The organism is Paenibacillus sp. B46(2026) (genome assembly GCF_056786355.1).
Genome location: NZ_CM165907.1, coordinates 1,587,436 through 1,603,023, shown reverse-complemented (window position 1 = coordinate 1,603,023; position 15,588 = coordinate 1,587,436). Strand labels below are relative to the sequence as shown.

14 protein-coding genes and 5 tRNA genes are annotated in these 15,588 nt (G+C 47.8%); 5 read left to right on the top strand and 14 right to left on the bottom strand.

Going from position 1 to position 15,588, the window contains the following annotated elements:
* Positions 1-107: 107 nt before the first annotated feature.
* The 3 genes from AC1S8V_RS07125 to AC1S8V_RS07115 form a co-directional block, all read right to left on the bottom strand.
* Positions 108-190, bottom strand: a tRNA-Leu gene (locus tag AC1S8V_RS07125).
* A gap of 17 nt (positions 191-207) precedes the next feature.
* A tRNA-Lys gene (locus AC1S8V_RS07120) sits at positions 208-283 on the bottom strand.
* 106 nt (positions 284-389) lie between these two features.
* Positions 390-461, bottom strand: a tRNA-Glu gene (locus tag AC1S8V_RS07115).
* A gap of 309 nt (positions 462-770) precedes the next feature.
* Between AC1S8V_RS07115 and AC1S8V_RS07110 the strand changes: the two genes are divergently transcribed.
* Positions 771-1,547 (top strand): DeoR/GlpR family DNA-binding transcription regulator, encoded by a 777-nt coding sequence (locus AC1S8V_RS07110; protein ID WP_482073029.1) that lies wholly within the window; start codon positions 771-773, stop codon positions 1,545-1,547.
* Between the two features lie 4 nt (positions 1,548-1,551).
* Positions 1,552-2,448 (top strand): Cof-type HAD-IIB family hydrolase, encoded by an 897-nt coding sequence (locus AC1S8V_RS07105; RefSeq protein ID WP_482073028.1) that lies wholly within the window; start codon positions 1,552-1,554, stop codon positions 2,446-2,448.
* 64 nt (positions 2,449-2,512) lie between these two features.
* Here the strand turns inward: AC1S8V_RS07105 and AC1S8V_RS07100 are convergent, their stop codons facing one another.
* Positions 2,513-3,184 carry an MgtC/SapB family protein gene (locus AC1S8V_RS07100; RefSeq protein ID WP_482073027.1) on the bottom strand — a complete coding sequence of 224 codons (672 nt, stop codon included), beginning with the start codon at positions 3,182-3,184 and terminating at the stop codon, positions 2,513-2,515.
* Between the two features lie 96 nt (positions 3,185-3,280).
* Positions 3,281-3,940, bottom strand: coding sequence for a flavin reductase family protein (locus AC1S8V_RS07095; protein ID WP_482073026.1), 660 nt, complete (start codon positions 3,938-3,940; stop codon positions 3,281-3,283).
* Positions 3,941-4,047: 107 nt separating this feature from the next.
* On the opposite strand from AC1S8V_RS07095, the gene AC1S8V_RS07090 reads away from it, so the two are divergent.
* A complete protein-coding gene (locus AC1S8V_RS07090) occupies positions 4,048-4,746 on the top strand; it encodes an ArsR/SmtB family transcription factor (protein WP_482073025.1) in 699 nt (232 codons plus the stop codon).
* A gap of 221 nt (positions 4,747-4,967) precedes the next feature.
* Here the strand turns inward: AC1S8V_RS07090 and AC1S8V_RS07085 are convergent.
* The 3 genes from AC1S8V_RS07085 to AC1S8V_RS07075 form a co-directional block, all read right to left on the bottom strand.
* A tRNA-Ser gene (locus AC1S8V_RS07085) sits at positions 4,968-5,056 on the bottom strand.
* A gap of 6 nt (positions 5,057-5,062) precedes the next feature.
* Positions 5,063-5,138 (bottom strand) — tRNA-Asn (locus AC1S8V_RS07080).
* Positions 5,139-5,231: 93 nt separating this feature from the next.
* Positions 5,232-5,693, bottom strand: coding sequence for a SprT family protein (locus tag AC1S8V_RS07075; RefSeq protein WP_482073024.1), 462 nt, complete (start codon positions 5,691-5,693; stop codon positions 5,232-5,234).
* A 119-nt stretch (positions 5,694-5,812) separates the two neighbouring features.
* Here AC1S8V_RS07075 and AC1S8V_RS07070 point away from each other — a divergent pair, with 119 nt between their 5' ends.
* Positions 5,813-6,169 (top strand): hypothetical protein, encoded by a 357-nt coding sequence (locus AC1S8V_RS07070; RefSeq protein WP_036669053.1) that lies wholly within the window; start codon positions 5,813-5,815, stop codon positions 6,167-6,169.
* A gap of 181 nt (positions 6,170-6,350) precedes the next feature.
* Entirely contained in the window at positions 6,351-6,494 is a 144-nt protein-coding gene (gene cmpA / locus AC1S8V_RS07065; RefSeq protein ID WP_017690033.1) for a cortex morphogenetic protein CmpA, read from the top strand.
* Positions 6,495-6,677: 183 nt separating this feature from the next.
* Here cmpA and AC1S8V_RS07060 read toward each other — a convergent pair whose 3' ends face one another.
* From AC1S8V_RS07060 to AC1S8V_RS07035, 6 genes are all read right to left on the bottom strand, one after another.
* A complete protein-coding gene (locus tag AC1S8V_RS07060) occupies positions 6,678-8,900 on the bottom strand; it encodes a Tex family protein (RefSeq protein WP_482073023.1) in 2,223 nt (740 codons plus the stop codon).
* Positions 8,901-9,363: 463 nt separating this feature from the next.
* The gene (locus tag AC1S8V_RS07055; RefSeq protein WP_482073022.1) at positions 9,364-11,553 is read right to left on the bottom strand and encodes an alpha-galactosidase; all 2,190 of its coding nucleotides are present in this window, start codon (positions 11,551-11,553) and stop codon (positions 9,364-9,366) included.
* Between the two features lie 235 nt (positions 11,554-11,788).
* Positions 11,789-12,139 (bottom strand): type II toxin-antitoxin system PemK/MazF family toxin, encoded by a 351-nt coding sequence (locus tag AC1S8V_RS07050; RefSeq protein ID WP_024630714.1) that lies wholly within the window; start codon positions 12,137-12,139, stop codon positions 11,789-11,791.
* 3 nt (positions 12,140-12,142) lie between these two features.
* A complete protein-coding gene (locus AC1S8V_RS07045) occupies positions 12,143-12,424 on the bottom strand; it encodes a CopG family ribbon-helix-helix protein (RefSeq protein ID WP_017690037.1) in 282 nt (93 codons plus the stop codon).
* A gap of 259 nt (positions 12,425-12,683) precedes the next feature.
* A complete protein-coding gene (gene alr, locus AC1S8V_RS07040; protein WP_482073021.1) occupies positions 12,684-13,871 on the bottom strand; it encodes an alanine racemase in 1,188 nt (395 codons plus the stop codon).
* A gap of 394 nt (positions 13,872-14,265) precedes the next feature.
* Entirely contained in the window at positions 14,266-15,465 is a 1,200-nt protein-coding gene (locus tag AC1S8V_RS07035; protein ID WP_482073020.1) for an outer membrane lipoprotein-sorting protein, read from the bottom strand.
* Positions 15,466-15,588: the final 123 nt, after the last annotated feature.

Sequence of the window (15,588 nt, the reverse complement as noted above, 5' to 3'; positions counted from 1 at the left end):
TGCTCAGCCTTTAAATACCTGAAATATGATGAAGCATATCGTATAACACAAAGATAGACTCCCATAAATGATCATGGAAGTCTATCTTAATAACGTTGTTGCTGTGATGCGGTCGAGAGGACTCGAACCTCCACGGGTATACACCCACTACCCCCTCAAGATAGCGTGTCTGCCATTCCACCACGACCGCATATTCAATTGTAAAAATGGTGAGCCATGAAGGGCTCGAACCTTCGACACCCTGATTAAAAGTCAGGTGCTCTACCAACTGAGCTAATGGCTCTTGCTGTAAACTTCACCGGATGTGCCACGCTTCATTCTTGTCTCTAAAAGCATTGATTTTGAGGATTTCTCATCGAAAATATAGATCTCATGAGGTGGTGAAGATATGACCCGTAGGGGATTCGAACCCCTGTTACCTCCGTGAAAGGGAGGTGTCTTAACCCCTTGACCAACGGGCCTTAATAACAAGTTGTCTTTCTTGGCGACAAGAACGAGTATACCACAGGATATTTTAAACTTGCAACACTTTTTTTTGAAATTTATTTTTCAATCCTTTTTTGTCCATTGCATACTGTTCTTCAAAGATCCGTTATTCGTCACCTTCCCATTCATGCCAATGTCATCCCTGTACAAGAACAGTGTAACCCTCGCATTAAAACACTTATAAAAACTTACGTTCACTTATAATATTGCAAAGTACATTAAGAATACTTATAATTGAAGTATCAGTTTAAGTACGGTCATCCATATACCCGGAGGTGACATGTTTGTTCCAAGAAGAACGAATGCAGCTCATTGTTGAACATCTACGCAAACACAATCGCATCTCAGCCGATGATATTGTCGCCTTGTTTGATGTATCACGGGATACTGCACGCAGGGATCTGATCAAGCTTGAGGAACAAGATGCCATTATTCGAACACGTGGCGGTGCGATTCTCCCCCCTCCTCCGCAAGAATTCAGATCCTACAAAGACCGTTTACTCGATGTATCTGAGGAAAAGAGGGCCATCGGCAAACTCGCTGCGGCCATTGTCAGGCAAGGCGAGATCATTATTCTGGACTCTTCCACGACTGTGCAGGCCTGTGCCGAGAACTTGAACGGCAAATCCTGTACCGTCATTACGAATTCGATTCATTCCGCTGATCTTCTCTCCAATCACACTGCTGTCCAGATTCGTTTGCTCGGAGGCAAAGTAGATAAGGAACAACGTTATGTCTACGGTACCTCTGTGATCGAGACCCTCTCCCACTATTATGTAGATAAAGCCTTTATCGGAATTGGTGGTATCACCATGGATGGCTTCAGTGCTTCCGAAGAGGAAGGGAAAATTAAACACCAAATGATGAAAGCTGCCAAGAAAGTTGTTGTTCTTGCAGATCAATCCAAGTTTGATAAACGTTCTGGTTATCGTTTTGCTGACTGGTCATTGGTGGATGTATTGATTACGGATCAATGGCCAACCAAAGAATGGCTTGTTTTCCTAGCCAAACAACAGGTTGAGATTCTCATTCCTGAACCTACAGATGATAAGGAGTTGTAAATATATGAAATTATTTGCTACAGATTTAGATGGAACTTTATTGAACAGAGATAGCCAGATTAGCCCGGAGAATGCAGCAGCTATCCAAAAGGCCCAACAATCAGGTATGAAAGTGACGATTGCTACAGGACGTGTCTATTCCGATGTTGTGACCATCAGCCGCGAAGGCGGAATCAAAACCCCAATTATCGGCTCCAACGGAGCGACGATTCATGATGCAGACGGTGAACGTTTATTCCATCTTCCGCTTGAGCGTGACACAGCCGCTTCCGTCATGCAGTGGCTGGAAGATCATGATGTCTATTATGAGGCTTCAACGCAGCAAGGCATCTATGCCCCACGTAGCAGTCATGAGACCTTGCTCGCCGAGATGGAACGTGTTCTTGGTTCGAACCCTGGTGAGGACATTGCGCGCATGATTCGGGCCATCAAGAAACACTATGACAAAAAAGACTACCACCGTGTAAACAGCCACCTCGAAATTCCGGCAGAAGCCTGCATCTACAATGTTATGGCCTTCTCCATGAATCCGGACAAAGTAAAGACAGGACGAGAATACTTCGCTTCCCGATCCGATGTCGCCATGGTTGTATCCTTCGAGCACAACTTCGAAATGCAGCACCCGGACGTATCCAAAGGTAATGCCCTCACCAAACTGGCGGCTCACCTGAACATCTCCATGGAAGATACAGCAGCGATTGGCGATAACTTCAACGATGTCTCCATGTTAAAAATGGCAGGACTCGGCATCGCCATGGGTAATGGCGAACCCGAAATCCAGGCACTTGCCAAAGCCATAACGCTGACCAATGTGGAGCACGGTGTTGCCCATGCCATCGAGTGCCTGCTTGAAGGCAAACCGGTGTCCCGTCCGGAGACGATTGTCGGAGAAGGTCAGTAATCGAACCCATACTGAATTAAGCACTGAACCTGCATGGTCGCCTGTTGATCCATGCAGGTTCTCTTCATTTTAACTCAGCAGATCGAACATGAGGCACGTCCTGTAACAAAATAATCAGTTGCTCGCCCCGGTATGAACCCGGCAGTTGCAACGTGAACTCAAGCACGGTCTCTTCCACGGAGTCTGTGCTTGTTTGCTGTTCTGTCTTAAATCCGATGACCGAGATCTTCTCCTGTCCCAGCAGTGCCAAAACAGTCTTCAGGGCATCTCCCTCCTTTTGCAGGTGGATGGTTAACGTCTCTGTTCGGGCGGATACCAGCCAGCGTGTGGGTCTATGCAGTAACATCTGTGCCACTACAATAAGCAGTGTCACGCCTGCACCTGTCCAATACAAACCTGAACCCACAGCAAGTCCCATACCTGCCGTAGCCCATATGCCAGCCGCTGTGGTCAAACCTCTGACCGTGTGCCGCTGTGTGAAGATCATGCCAGCTCCAATGAAACCCACACCGCTCACGACTTGTGCAGCAATCCTTGATGGATCAAGAGACAGATTGTCCCAGCCAGCCTGATCCTGGAATCCGTATTTGGACACAATCATCATCAGGGCAGCACCGACAGCAACCACAAAATGAGTACGGATTCCCGCCTCTTTCATTCGATTCTTTCGCTCATACCCAATTAGCACACCACATATTCCAGCTATGAGTACACGCATCAAATATTCCACTTCCATGCACATCACCTCTTTCATTATGTATATGCTTACATGTGTCTTTCTTTACTATTACCCAATCTTTCCCTGACTACATAAGTTGAACTTCTACTCAGGTCAATTCTCTGCCCGAAAATTGCTCCCTTGTCTCTCTCCCAATCCGTAATAATGTCTGAAATTATATATCAGAGGATGCCATTCTTCCGGGTTAATCTTGTTCGGTCCAGATATTAGTCTTGTGTGCGCGTGCACCTTCAACGCTTTCACTTCGACAATCGCCATGAACGGTGTATGTTCGGGAATACGTATGTGTTGTACAGCCGCTTCAATCTGGAGCGGACATTCAGCTATTTTATCTGGAGCCACCTGAACCGAGCATTCAGATGTCAGTCCAGCTACAGTGAATTTATCATGACAATATTCATAGCCCATCTGCCTTTTCTCCTCAGGAACCGGGGTTACTCCTGTATAACGCCCCAAAGCTTCAACCTGTTTCCACATAGATGAATCCGGCAAATTAATCACACACTCCGGATGTCGACTCAGATTTTCATAGGCTTTGCCCTGTGTACCTATACCCAGCACCAGACAGTCCCCCAGCGCCCAAGATGAGGACAGTGGAGACAGATTGGTTGACCCATCCTCATTTAATGTACTTAGCAGCACTACAGGCGTACCATAATATAAAACACTCGGGTTAATCGTTTCATGTTGAATCACTTCTGGACTCTCGGACAACTGCTCCTTATCAAAGTCCTGTTTCGTTATCTTTTTCATCCTGTACCTCTCCTGTTCCAATTCCAATGATTTATAAGCTGAATCTGACCCGTATGGGACCCTACAACTGGATTGTAATACAGTAATAGTTCAGATATGATCGAAGTATGAATGTATATCCGAATATTACCGTTATTGCGTCGTTAATCGCTGATCCAAGCCGCTCTATTTTTCTGTCATCCTTGCTGGATGGGCGGGCGTTGCCCGCAGGAGAGCTTGCTCATATGGCAGGCGTCACGCCCCAGACGGCAAGCAGCCATCTCGCCAAACTCGTAGAGGGAGGATTACTCGAAGTTGAACAGCAAGGCCGCCACCGATACTACCGTCTTGCAAGTAAAGAAATTGCTAATCTGATTGAAACGATGGCCAGTATTGCCCCGCCTGTACAGATTCGTTCTCTCAAACAATCGGATCAGCTTCAACAGCTGAGTTATGCACGGACCTGTTATGGTCATCTGGCCGGGAAATTGGGAATCTCGCTCTGTGAAGCCTTAGTACAGAAGGGTTATCTTGCAGAGCCCGAAGAGGCACATAGCAAGGATTATCATGTTACGGAGAAAGGAGCGCAATGGTTCACTACGTTTGGAATTAAACTTCAGATGAAGCCGGGATCACGCCGGGCCATCGCTCGTAAATGTCTGGATTGGAGCGAACGCCGCCATCATCTCTCAGGTATGCTTGGGGAACAACTCAGACATCGATTATCGGAACTGGACTGGATTCGTCAAAAAACAGGAAGTCGCTCTGTCGAAGTAACGGAAGCAGGCAAGAAAGGTTTATACGAGGTGTTGGGCATTTCACTTTAGGCAGAAGTATATACGACTTATAACCAAAGATGAGTAAACGCAAAAAAAATCCCCTTCACAGTGACCGTTAACCAGTCAAATGTGAAGGGGATTTTTTGTATTCAGAACGGAGAGAGAGGGGTACTCTCACTTCGTTCGAGACTGCGAAGTATTGCTAACGAAGCTTATGCTCCGACGAACCTTTAGGGTTCTCATCCCTTTGCAGAGAAGTTTAATCAGAACGGAGAGAGAGGGATTCGAACCCTCGCACCGCTTACGCAGTCTAACCCCTTAGCAGAGGGTCCCCTTATAGCCACTTGGGTATCTCTCCAAGAAATGGCTCCCCGAACAGGGCTCGAACCTGTGACAACTCGATTAACAGTCGAGTGCTCTACCAACTGAGCTATCAGGGAAAATTAACTTGAATAAGATTAATTTATCATGATTAATAATCCAAGTCAACATCCCTTCCATCACTTTCTTACGCATAGCGAACAATGCACACATCAGATATTCTGAAGACTCAGTTTTCCTGCGCAACGGCCACAACGGTAACGCTTCGGATCTATTTTCCGCTTGCGCAAATATTCCGTACCACAGCTCTTGCACACCAGCTTATAACGATATGGCAGCGGCTTTCTGCCTTTGCCGTCAGGAAGCGATTGGCAGAACCGTGAGCCGCCCACCTTCTGCAATAAAGCCTTGAATTCCGGGTCACGATGCTGATAGCCTCGCCCACGAATATGCAGATGATAGTGACACAGCTCATGCTTGATGATTTTCTCAACCTCATCTCGCCCGTAGGCTTCGAGTTGATGCGGATTGATCTCAATCCGGTGACTTTTGAGCATATAACGTCCACCTGTAGTGGTCAGACGACCGTTAAACAACGCTTTATGGGTGAACGGCACTCCGAAATGATCCAGTGATACCTGTTCAATCCATTGTTGCAATTCCTCATTTTCCATCGGTATCCTCTCCTTGCACCCCCTCGGAGCATTTGTTTTTCCGGCATAATACTTGAATTTTAACCGTTTCGTAGGCTACACTGTCAAGTAGAATGTATGAGGGGAGATTATTACTCGTTATGCCTACAATGCGCTATGTCATCCTGCAGCAGGAACAACAATTGCAGTTCGTGGAAATGCCGGCAGATTACGCCTATCAACTCAGTGCGCTCAACCTGCGCCTGCACAAGGAAATTGATAAACTCACTGCAGCAGATGTCCCTGTCCTGCCTTGGGCGATCGCCGAATGTGACAGCCTCGATCTCCTGAACGAAAATCTTACCATTATCGGCGGCCTTGATTATATCAATGCGCTTGAAGAATCTTTTGCAGTACTACGCGAAAGCCATTATCCTTTGATTTCTCTGCTTACCGAAATCCGGGCTCTCCAGGCCCAATTGGAACAATGGTATGAAGAAGAGATGGAAGCTCTCTAATTCACCGCAGGTATCATTTTATAATGATGAGAACGAAAAGCACATTTCCCTGAATTGGGATTTGTGCTTTTTTTGAGTGAACAAGATTGATTTGCCGGAGGCTTCCACTTATCCCGCACAGTCCAGGCTATTGCCACATATGCTAACGTACAGATGAATTATGCAAGAGGAGGAGATACCCTTGCCTCAATGGCTTTGCAATCAACTGATGCGTGCATTTCACAAAAAGGACAGCCGGCAAATCAAGTTGCTGAACGAATGCTGGTTCTTTTATCGTAACAAACCCGCAAATGGCACACCACGCAGCGCGGAGAACGAACTTTAAGAGGGTGTTCAAAAAAGTCCGCATGGGATTACGAAGGATGGCCTTTTAAACACGCACTTTAAGAAAAAGCCCATGATCATAGCCCACCGTACTTACTAGAGGAATTAGAACGGATAACGGACCATTACTGTCGACAACAAACAGCCTTCCTGGTTAGGGAAGGCTGTTCTCCAATCCTATTACTTAAGAAGACTGTTGCGCAGAAGCAGGCTTCTTCATCGTCAGGCCGACACGGCCTTTTTTGGTATCCACATTCATAACCCAGACCGTTACATTATCCCCTACAGATACAACATCCATCGGATGTTTAACATATCCGTTGCTGAGCTGTGAGATATGGACAAGCCCATCACTCTTAATCCCAATATCAACAAAGGCACCAAAATCAATTACGTTCCGAACCGTACCTTGCAACTCCATGCCTTCTACCAGATCCTCAATTTTCAATACATCTGTACGGAAGATTGGCAACGGCATTTCTTCACGCGGGTCACGACCCGGACGCTGCAAGCTGTCCAGAATGTCACGCAATGTAGGCACACCTACGTCCAGTTTCACAGCCAATTGCTCTGGCTGTTGCTCCGACAGTAACACCGACAGCTCCTTGCTGCCCAGCTTGTCCAGTGCAACCTGAAGCTCCTTGAATAGCTGATCCACAACCTTGTATGACTCTGGGTGAATCGGTGTACGATCCAATGGATTCTCACCCTCACCAATACGCATAAATCCTACGCACTGCTCATAGGTTTTGGCACCCAGGCGTGGCACCTTCTGAAGCTGACGGCGGTTCGTAAACCGGCCATTCTCTTCACGGTACTTCACGATGTTTTTGGCAATCGTAGCGTTAACTCCGGCAACGTAGGACAGCAATGAAGGCGAAGCTGTATTCACGTCCACACCCACATGGTTAACTGCGGATTCCACGACAGCCTTCAGACTTTCTTCCAGGATCTTCTGGGATACGTCATGCTGATATTGACCCACGCCAATGGCTTTTGGATCAATCTTAACCAACTCAGCCAGCGGATCTTGCACCCGGCGAGCAATGGAAGCTGCACTGCGCTCCGCAACATCCAGATCCGGGAACTCTTCCTGGGCCAACTTGGATGCAGAATATACACTCGCACCTGCTTCGTTAACAATCAGATACACAAGACTTTCATCACCGTTCTCCTGAATGATCTCGGCAACAAACTGCTCCGTTTCACGCGATCCGGTACCATTACCAATGACGATCAGTCCGATATCATATTGCTTGATCATCCGATGGAATACCTCAGCAGCTTCACGTTTCTTGTTGTGTGGTGGCGTCGGGTAGGTGACAGCTACTTCCAGCAGCTTGCCTGTATCGTCCACTACAGCCAGTTTACAACCGGTACGATAGGCCGGATCGACACCCAGCACACGTTTGCCATGAATCGGCGGTTGAAGCAACAGATTACGCAGGTTAGCCGAGAATACCGAAATGGCCTGATTTTCACCTTTTTCCGTAAGTTCTCCACGAACTTCACGCTCGATGGAAGGCGCAATAAGCCGCTTGTAGGCATCTTCAATTACAGCACGCAGGACGTCCTGTACAGCAGAAGCACCACGAATGATCTGTCCTTCCATGTGGCGATGGGCTGGCTCTGCCTGTACTTCGAGACCGACTTTCAGAATATTCTCCCGTTCACCACGATTAATCGCGAGAATACGGTGTGGAGGCATTTTCTTGGCTAATTCGCGGTAATCATAATAATTCTCGTATACGGACTCCTCTTGAGCATCCTTCGCTTCCGAAGTCAGCATGCCATGATCCAAGGTGTACCGACGAATCCAGGCACGAATGGCAGCATCGTCTGCGATGTTCTCCGCGAGAATGTCTTTGGCTCCCTGAAGCGCCGACTCCGCATCTTCTACGCCCAGTTCAGCATTGATATAACGCGCAGCTTCCTGGAGTGCATCTCCTTGTTTCGGTTGACCCCAGATCCAACCAGCAAGGGGTTCAAGACCTTTTTCCTTGGCTACGCTGGCACGCGTTTTCCGCTTCTGACGGTAAGGACGATACAAGTCTTCCACTTCCTGCAGCTTCACAGCCTGGGTAATGGATTTCTGCAGTTCTCCGGTCAGCTTGCCCTGTTCCTCTATAATACGGATGACTTCCAATTTGCGATCCTCGAGGTTGCGCAGATACACAATGCGTTCTTCAATCGATCGCAGCTGGTTCTCATCCAGCTCTCCAGTCATTTCTTTACGGTAGCGGGCGATAAATGGAATCGTATTGCCTTCGTCCAGAAGCTCCGACGTCGTGCGGACCTGCTTCAAGGACAGTGACAGTTCCTTGGCTACCTGTTTGATGATTCGTTCATGGCGTTCTGCCTTTATTGTTTCTTCATTGGGTTCCAGAACCGTTTCCTGTTCAGACAAAATAAATCCCTCTTTCCTTCCTGAATCATTCGTTACAATCATTTCAGGGCAGCTCTGCTGCTGTAATTACAGTATGGTTGAATCATCAGATTCATCCACTCTACCTTATATTATCACAAAATCACGTCCAGATTTCCATCAATCCGCAAGCATACAAGTTCTGACAGAATGATGTCATTCTCCAGCCTTCCCCATTACGTCAAAAAAAGACCGAAAAACGTCAACACGACGCTCCTCGGTCCTCCCTTTTTTAAAACTTTATATACAATAGCAATCTAATAAGTGAAACTGCTCATTTACACGATGACGGAGAGGACAGAAAAAACCTGAAAAAGCGAAGCGTTCGCCTTTATCTCCGGATTTTCCCTTTGAGAGAAGGGAATCGAAAAATCTGGGGATAACAGCGATTGGAAGGTTGTTCTGTCATCGTAGCATCAATGTAAATAAAATGTAGTTCACTTATCTAGACGCGCTCGAACCGGAACATCTCGCTCAGATAGTCTCCTGATGCACTGCCTACCGAAATACCGCCATACATCAAAGCATCGCCGGTAAAGGTCTCCGATCCGCCTTTCAGACGGTAATCCGCATCCGGGTCCAATCCTTTCAGCTTCAGGCGCTGAAGTGGCGCATTAGGCTCAGAGAGCACACGGAAGTAGAATACAACGGCTTCGCTTCCATCCGGTGCAATAAACATCCACGCTGTCTCATTGCCTTCAAACGGACTGAGCAAACGGCGGAATGTTCCATATTGAACCGTTCCACGGATCTCTTTGTACAGCTCAACCTGCGCTTTCACGATGTCGTTCTCTTCCTCCGTGAATTTCGTCAGATCAAGCTCATACCCGAAGTTGCCCGACATCGCAACATGTCCCCGAATCTCAAGAGAAGTGATCCGGTTCACCTGATGATTCGGTACCGCTGAGATATGTGATCCCATCGAACTTACCGGGTACACCAGGCTGGTACCGTATTGAATCCGCAACCGGGAGATCGCATCGGTGTTGTCACTTGTCCACGTCTGTGGCATGTAATACAGCATACCTGGATCAAAGCGGCCACCACCACCTGAACAGCTCTCGAACAGAATGTTAGGGAATGCCGAAGTGATTCGTTCCATAACGTCATACAACCCCAGCATGTAACGATGCGCGGTCTCACGCTGTCTGTCTGCCGGAAGCAACGCAGAACCCACTTCCGTCATATTCCGGTTCATGTCCCATTTCACATAAGTAATTGGTGCAGAACCAAGTACGTCTGTTAACATGCGCACAATCTCATCACGTACATCCTGACGAGAGAAGTCGAGTACCAGTTGTTGACGTCCTTCTGTCCGGCGACGATCAGGCACATGCAGACACCAGTCCGGATGTGCACGATATAACTCACTGTCTGGTGAGATCATCTCAGGCTCAAACCACAATCCGAACTGCATGTCCAGACCTGTTACGCGGTTAGCCAGATCATCCAGTCCCTGTGGCAATTTGTTTTTATCTACAATCCAGTCACCCAGCGAGGAGTTGTCACTGTCCCGGTGTCCAAACCAGCCATCATCCAAGACAAACAGTTCAATACCCAGCTTCTGTCCAGCGCGAGCGATCTGTTCAATCTTGTCTGCATCAAAACCAAAGTAAGTCGCTTCCCAGTTATTGACCAACACCGGACGCTCTGCATTGCGGAATTTGCCGCGTGCAAGACGCTCCCGATACAATTCGTGGTAGGACTGTGACATACCGTCCAAACCTGCAGCCGAGTACACCATAACTGTCTCAGGTGTCTGGAACACTTCCTGTGGCTCCAGCTTCCAGCTGAACTCGAACGGGTTGATCCCGAGCGATACACGGGTGGTGTGGAACTGATCCACTTCAGCCTGTGCGGTGAAGCTGCCACTATAGACGAGACTGAATCCGTAGACTTCACCCTGATCTTCATCCGTGCCTGGTGTCATTAGCGCAATAAATGGATTCTGCTGGTGACTGCTTGAACCGCGACGACTCTCAATCCCTTGCAGGCCTGACGCAAGCGGTCTGCGAACGATATCACGTTCTCGTGTCCAAGCCCCTGACAATTGCAACAATTCATAATCCGCATGCGGGAAATCAACAGAAGAACTGAGCGCACGCACCACATTTACTGAGGTAGCGCTCTCATTAACGATACGCATGGAGCGTGTAATCGCATTAAATGCCGTAAAGGCTGTATAGGAAAGCTCGATTTTGATGCCTGCAACGCGGTCTTCCAGCTCAATAACCAGCGTCTCTGCTTCGTCATCGGATTCAACATACGTTGCTGGCAGTCCGGTAAGCGCTGCCTTTCCTTTGACCAATCGATGACCTGAATACGTAAACTCCGAAACCGTTGAGCCATTCTCAAGTTCCAATTGGATTGCAGGATTACGGAAATCACTCGTGCCATACACTGGCAATTCCACTGGCAACGTATCGAATGAGATCGTACGATCCTCTGGTACCGGGTTAGGGCTAAAGGAGGCTCGTTCTGTCCGTACATGCAACCAGCTCAAATCGGTGTCGCGTAATTTTTTGCCATAATACAAATGCACCAAATATCCTGAAGGCAGTACCTGAAATACGTAACTGGCCTCACGGGTCTGTAAATGAAATTGAAGTTTCTCCTGATTGATGTAAATGCTCATATGTCTCCTCCACCTCTATATATAGGTCTTTCAGGTAAACGGTTTCTCAGGTTTCATTATAGCGAAAAGATCGCCAATGTTCTACGCTTTCATCAAGCTTTAATCAAAAGAGCGCATAACAGCCCGAAGGATGTCATACGCTCTCTTGGTTACAGTCTGAAATTAGTGTGTTCCCTTACAGGAACATCCATTGCCAACGGACGGCAAGGCAACGTACAAGACCCTGGTTGCTGCCTTAAAAATCGATTAAACCAAGGCTGATCTGTAAGGCTTCGTTGACCAATTTCATGGTCTCCTCGTCCAGATGGGTAATCTTGTCAGTCAGCCTCTGTTTATCAATCGTCCGTATTTGTTCGAGCAAAATAACCGAGTCCCGGTCAAAGCCGTGTGCCGCCGCATCAATTTCCACATGCGTTGGCAGCTTTGCCTTCTGGATCTGGGCGGTGATCGCCGCCACAATACAAGTTGGACTGAACCGGTTGCCGATATCATTCTGGATCACCAGAACCGGCCTGACTCCACCTTGCTCGGAACCGACAACGGGAGAAAGATCCGCAAAAAAAACGTCACCACGTTTTACGATCAATGTCTACACCCCGCTAACTAAGCGGTCCAGAGTGCTGTCCGCATCTTCCTCCGCATGAAAGGCTTCGGATGCCATGGTCAGATTAATTTTTGCCATCTCCATGTACCCTCGCTGCATCGTTTCACGGATGTAACGTTTCTTACGCTCCGTTAAATACAGCTTCATAGCCTGCCTAATCAATTCGCTGCGGTTGGAATTCTCCAGCGCTACGATGCCATCCACTTCCTGCAAAAGATAATCAGGTAAACTGATCATGATCCGCTTGGTGTTCTGCAAGTTGGCCACCTTTCTTCCACCCCCACAAACCTTTCGCCATTGTGAACCAGTATTACGTTTTTCCAGAACTTTTATACAAAGGAATATATATGCCCCGAGTATATCAAGTATGCTGTACTCCATTATAAACACGGGGAACAATATTCGTACAGACCAAACATCTCAATTCAGGAATTAAATCCTACCGTCATACATAATTCGAGATGCTCCGACAGTTTTCCTTCTGTTCTGAAAAAAAGTTTATTGGTAATGACGTCCAGTTTACCTGTCAGGATGTCAAAAGTGGATTGATTCTGGCGACTACTGCTCCCCCGCGGGTATATACCCGTGGAATGCGGTGCGCCATCATGCAGATCACCTCATAAGCAATCGTACCGAGCTGGGATGCCACCTCGTCTGCGGTTATTACGCCACCAGACTGATGACCGATGAGGACAACCTCTTCGCCGACTTGAATTTCTTCCGCCTCTTCCGCGAAAGATTGTAACGACACCATACACTGATCCATGCAGATCGTACCGACGACAGGAACGCGGCGGCCGCGTACAAGCACTTGTGCTTTACCTGTCAGCATTCTGGAGAATCCGTCTGCATATCCGATCGGCAGGGTCGCTATTCGTTCGTACCCTTGCGTAAAATAACGGGTTCCGTAACTGATCCCCCAATGGGGTGGCAGTGTTTTGACCAGAACCGCTTTTGTCTTCAACGTCAATACCGGGGATAGCTTCACCACCTGATGATTCACCTCAGCCGAAGGATACAATCCGTACAGGCTAATTCCCACACGTACCATATCATAGGACAATTCCGGTGTATCAATGGCAGCGGCGCTGTTCGCCGTATGTATAATCGGGATGGAACACCCCTGATCCCTGAGCGCATGAACCACGCTTTGGAACCGTCTATACTGCTCCAGTGTATAGGTTTTGTCTTCTTCATCTGCTCTGGCAAAATGGGTAAACATGCCTTCCAGCATCACCTGATTGAGCGAAGCTACTTCCTGAATGAAAGCCAATGCCTCATCGCCAGGCAACAGACCTAATCGGCCCATGCCGCTGTCGATTTTAATATGAACCTTCAGTTTGTTAGCAAATGTGCTCGCATCCAGATGTCGAATGGCGTCAAGCACTTCCCTGCTGAACAGTGTGACGGTCACATCATGTTGCCATGCAACAGCGATCCCTTCAGGCGGCGTATAACCCAATACCAGGATTGGAATCGTAATCCCATGTTGTCGCAGTTCCAGAGCTTCGTCAAGAAAAGCAACACTTAAGTAATCCACACCCACTCGTTCCAGTTCTCTGGCCGTCTCCACCGCTCCGTGTCCATAGGCATTGGCCTTCACACAGGCGAGGAATTTCATGCCCTGAGGCAATGCCTCGCGGAAAGCTTCTACGTTAGTGCACAAATGATCCAAATTGATCTCCGCTTGGGTCGGCCGATATTGTCCTTGCACGTTAAGTCACCTTCTCTAATCATCTTAATCCGGCTCACGTCAGACTCCATCGTAATGCTCCAGCATGTGACTGTCAAATGAACCGAAGTTTCGCATTCCAAAACATATGCAAGGTGCGCCGTTTGAGGAACAAATGCGAACACAGAAGAAGACCGATAAGCAAGATTGTCTGGGCAAAATTTCACTTTCCCCCCAGCAAATATCTGCTTATATCGATTATTTACCCGGTTCCCTCTGCATAGAAGCGCGTTTTGCATTATTGGATGTTTGGAGTAAGAACAACGGTTCCAGATGAATACCTGTCTTATATCAAAGCAAAGCACCGGAGAACAGGTCTCCGATGCTTCTTAGCATTCCTTATGTTTATGCTACTATTCGTGGATTCGTTCAAAAATCATTTGCCTGACTCTTCCTGCATGGATGTTGCAATGCGTACCATTTCGTTATCAGGCAGGTCGGCACTGGTAATTCGATATTCTATGCCATCTGTCGTCCATGTCAATGTCTGCAGTGCATCTCCGCTGACCATCCCCAGTGTGAATCCCAGATCCAGTACACGAGATGGGGCAAGCGACACAGCTCGATCCTGTGGTCTGGCTTCGAATATCGTGTAATTGTATGTTCCTTCATAACGAAGCATGACGGAGTAGTCTCCTGCTTCCTCCAAAATCTGATCATCCTTAAGCTGGACCCCTTCCGGCGCATACGTCGGCTGAATTACACCGAAACTGTCTGCACCTTCCGGCTCTGCAAGCGTTGGTTCTTCGCCTTCCTGACCTGTTGCAGCACCCTCTGTACCTTGTTGCTCTGTATCACCACTTACCCCCGTCTGTCCATCAGTGACAGCTCCGTCAGGTTCAGGCGCAGTCTGAGGATTGGCAGGTTCTTTACCACCTTCATTACCGGTTTGCTCCGCAGGAGTCACACCGGAGTCCGTTCCTGTTTTGCCGCCTTCTTCTGTAGCAGCTGTCATGTTACGTTGCATGTCAAAGGCATCTTTCTCAAATTCAGTCCCGAATTTGAAGGAGTCAAATTTCACATCGACCACAACATTGGCATTGGAGTCGGATACCTCCACCTGTTTAGGTGCATAATCACTTTTGTTCAGCCAGATTTTCTGTCTGACAAGTGCGTGTGTATTATAATTGGCAGCTACATCAAATACATAGCTCTCCTTCTCGTCCGCAAACTGACGGGTTGTATCCCCCGTAATGCTCCGAATCAATGTTTCATAGAGATATACCTGTCCCTGATTATCTGGCCAATTGCTCTGAAAACGGAAGCTTTTGTTCTGGCTCGGCGTCAGAACAAACACACCTTCATCGTTACGCAGTACAATCTGTGTTACATCCTTTTTGGCATTAGTTAACGCAATACGATAATAGGAAGGCTTCTGATGCCATACCTCGACCTTGTACTGCTGCGGCGTATCTCCGGTATGCAGCGTCATCACACCTGCCCCCTGGTAACTTTCCATCTCTCCTACGACTTCGTTCAGATCTTTGACCACAGCTGCCGCATCCTTCTTCCCGCAGGCGGCAAGTAAGGCCGATAAGACCAATACCATGGCAAGCATCCATGATATTCGGCGCATGACATCATCCCCTTTAGCACATGTTTTCACTTCAGGATTGTGCTTGCAGCAGAACCCCTACTTGATTAGTACATGTTATGAGGGACTTGTTCGATATATGCGGACTAGTTTGACAAGCAATCG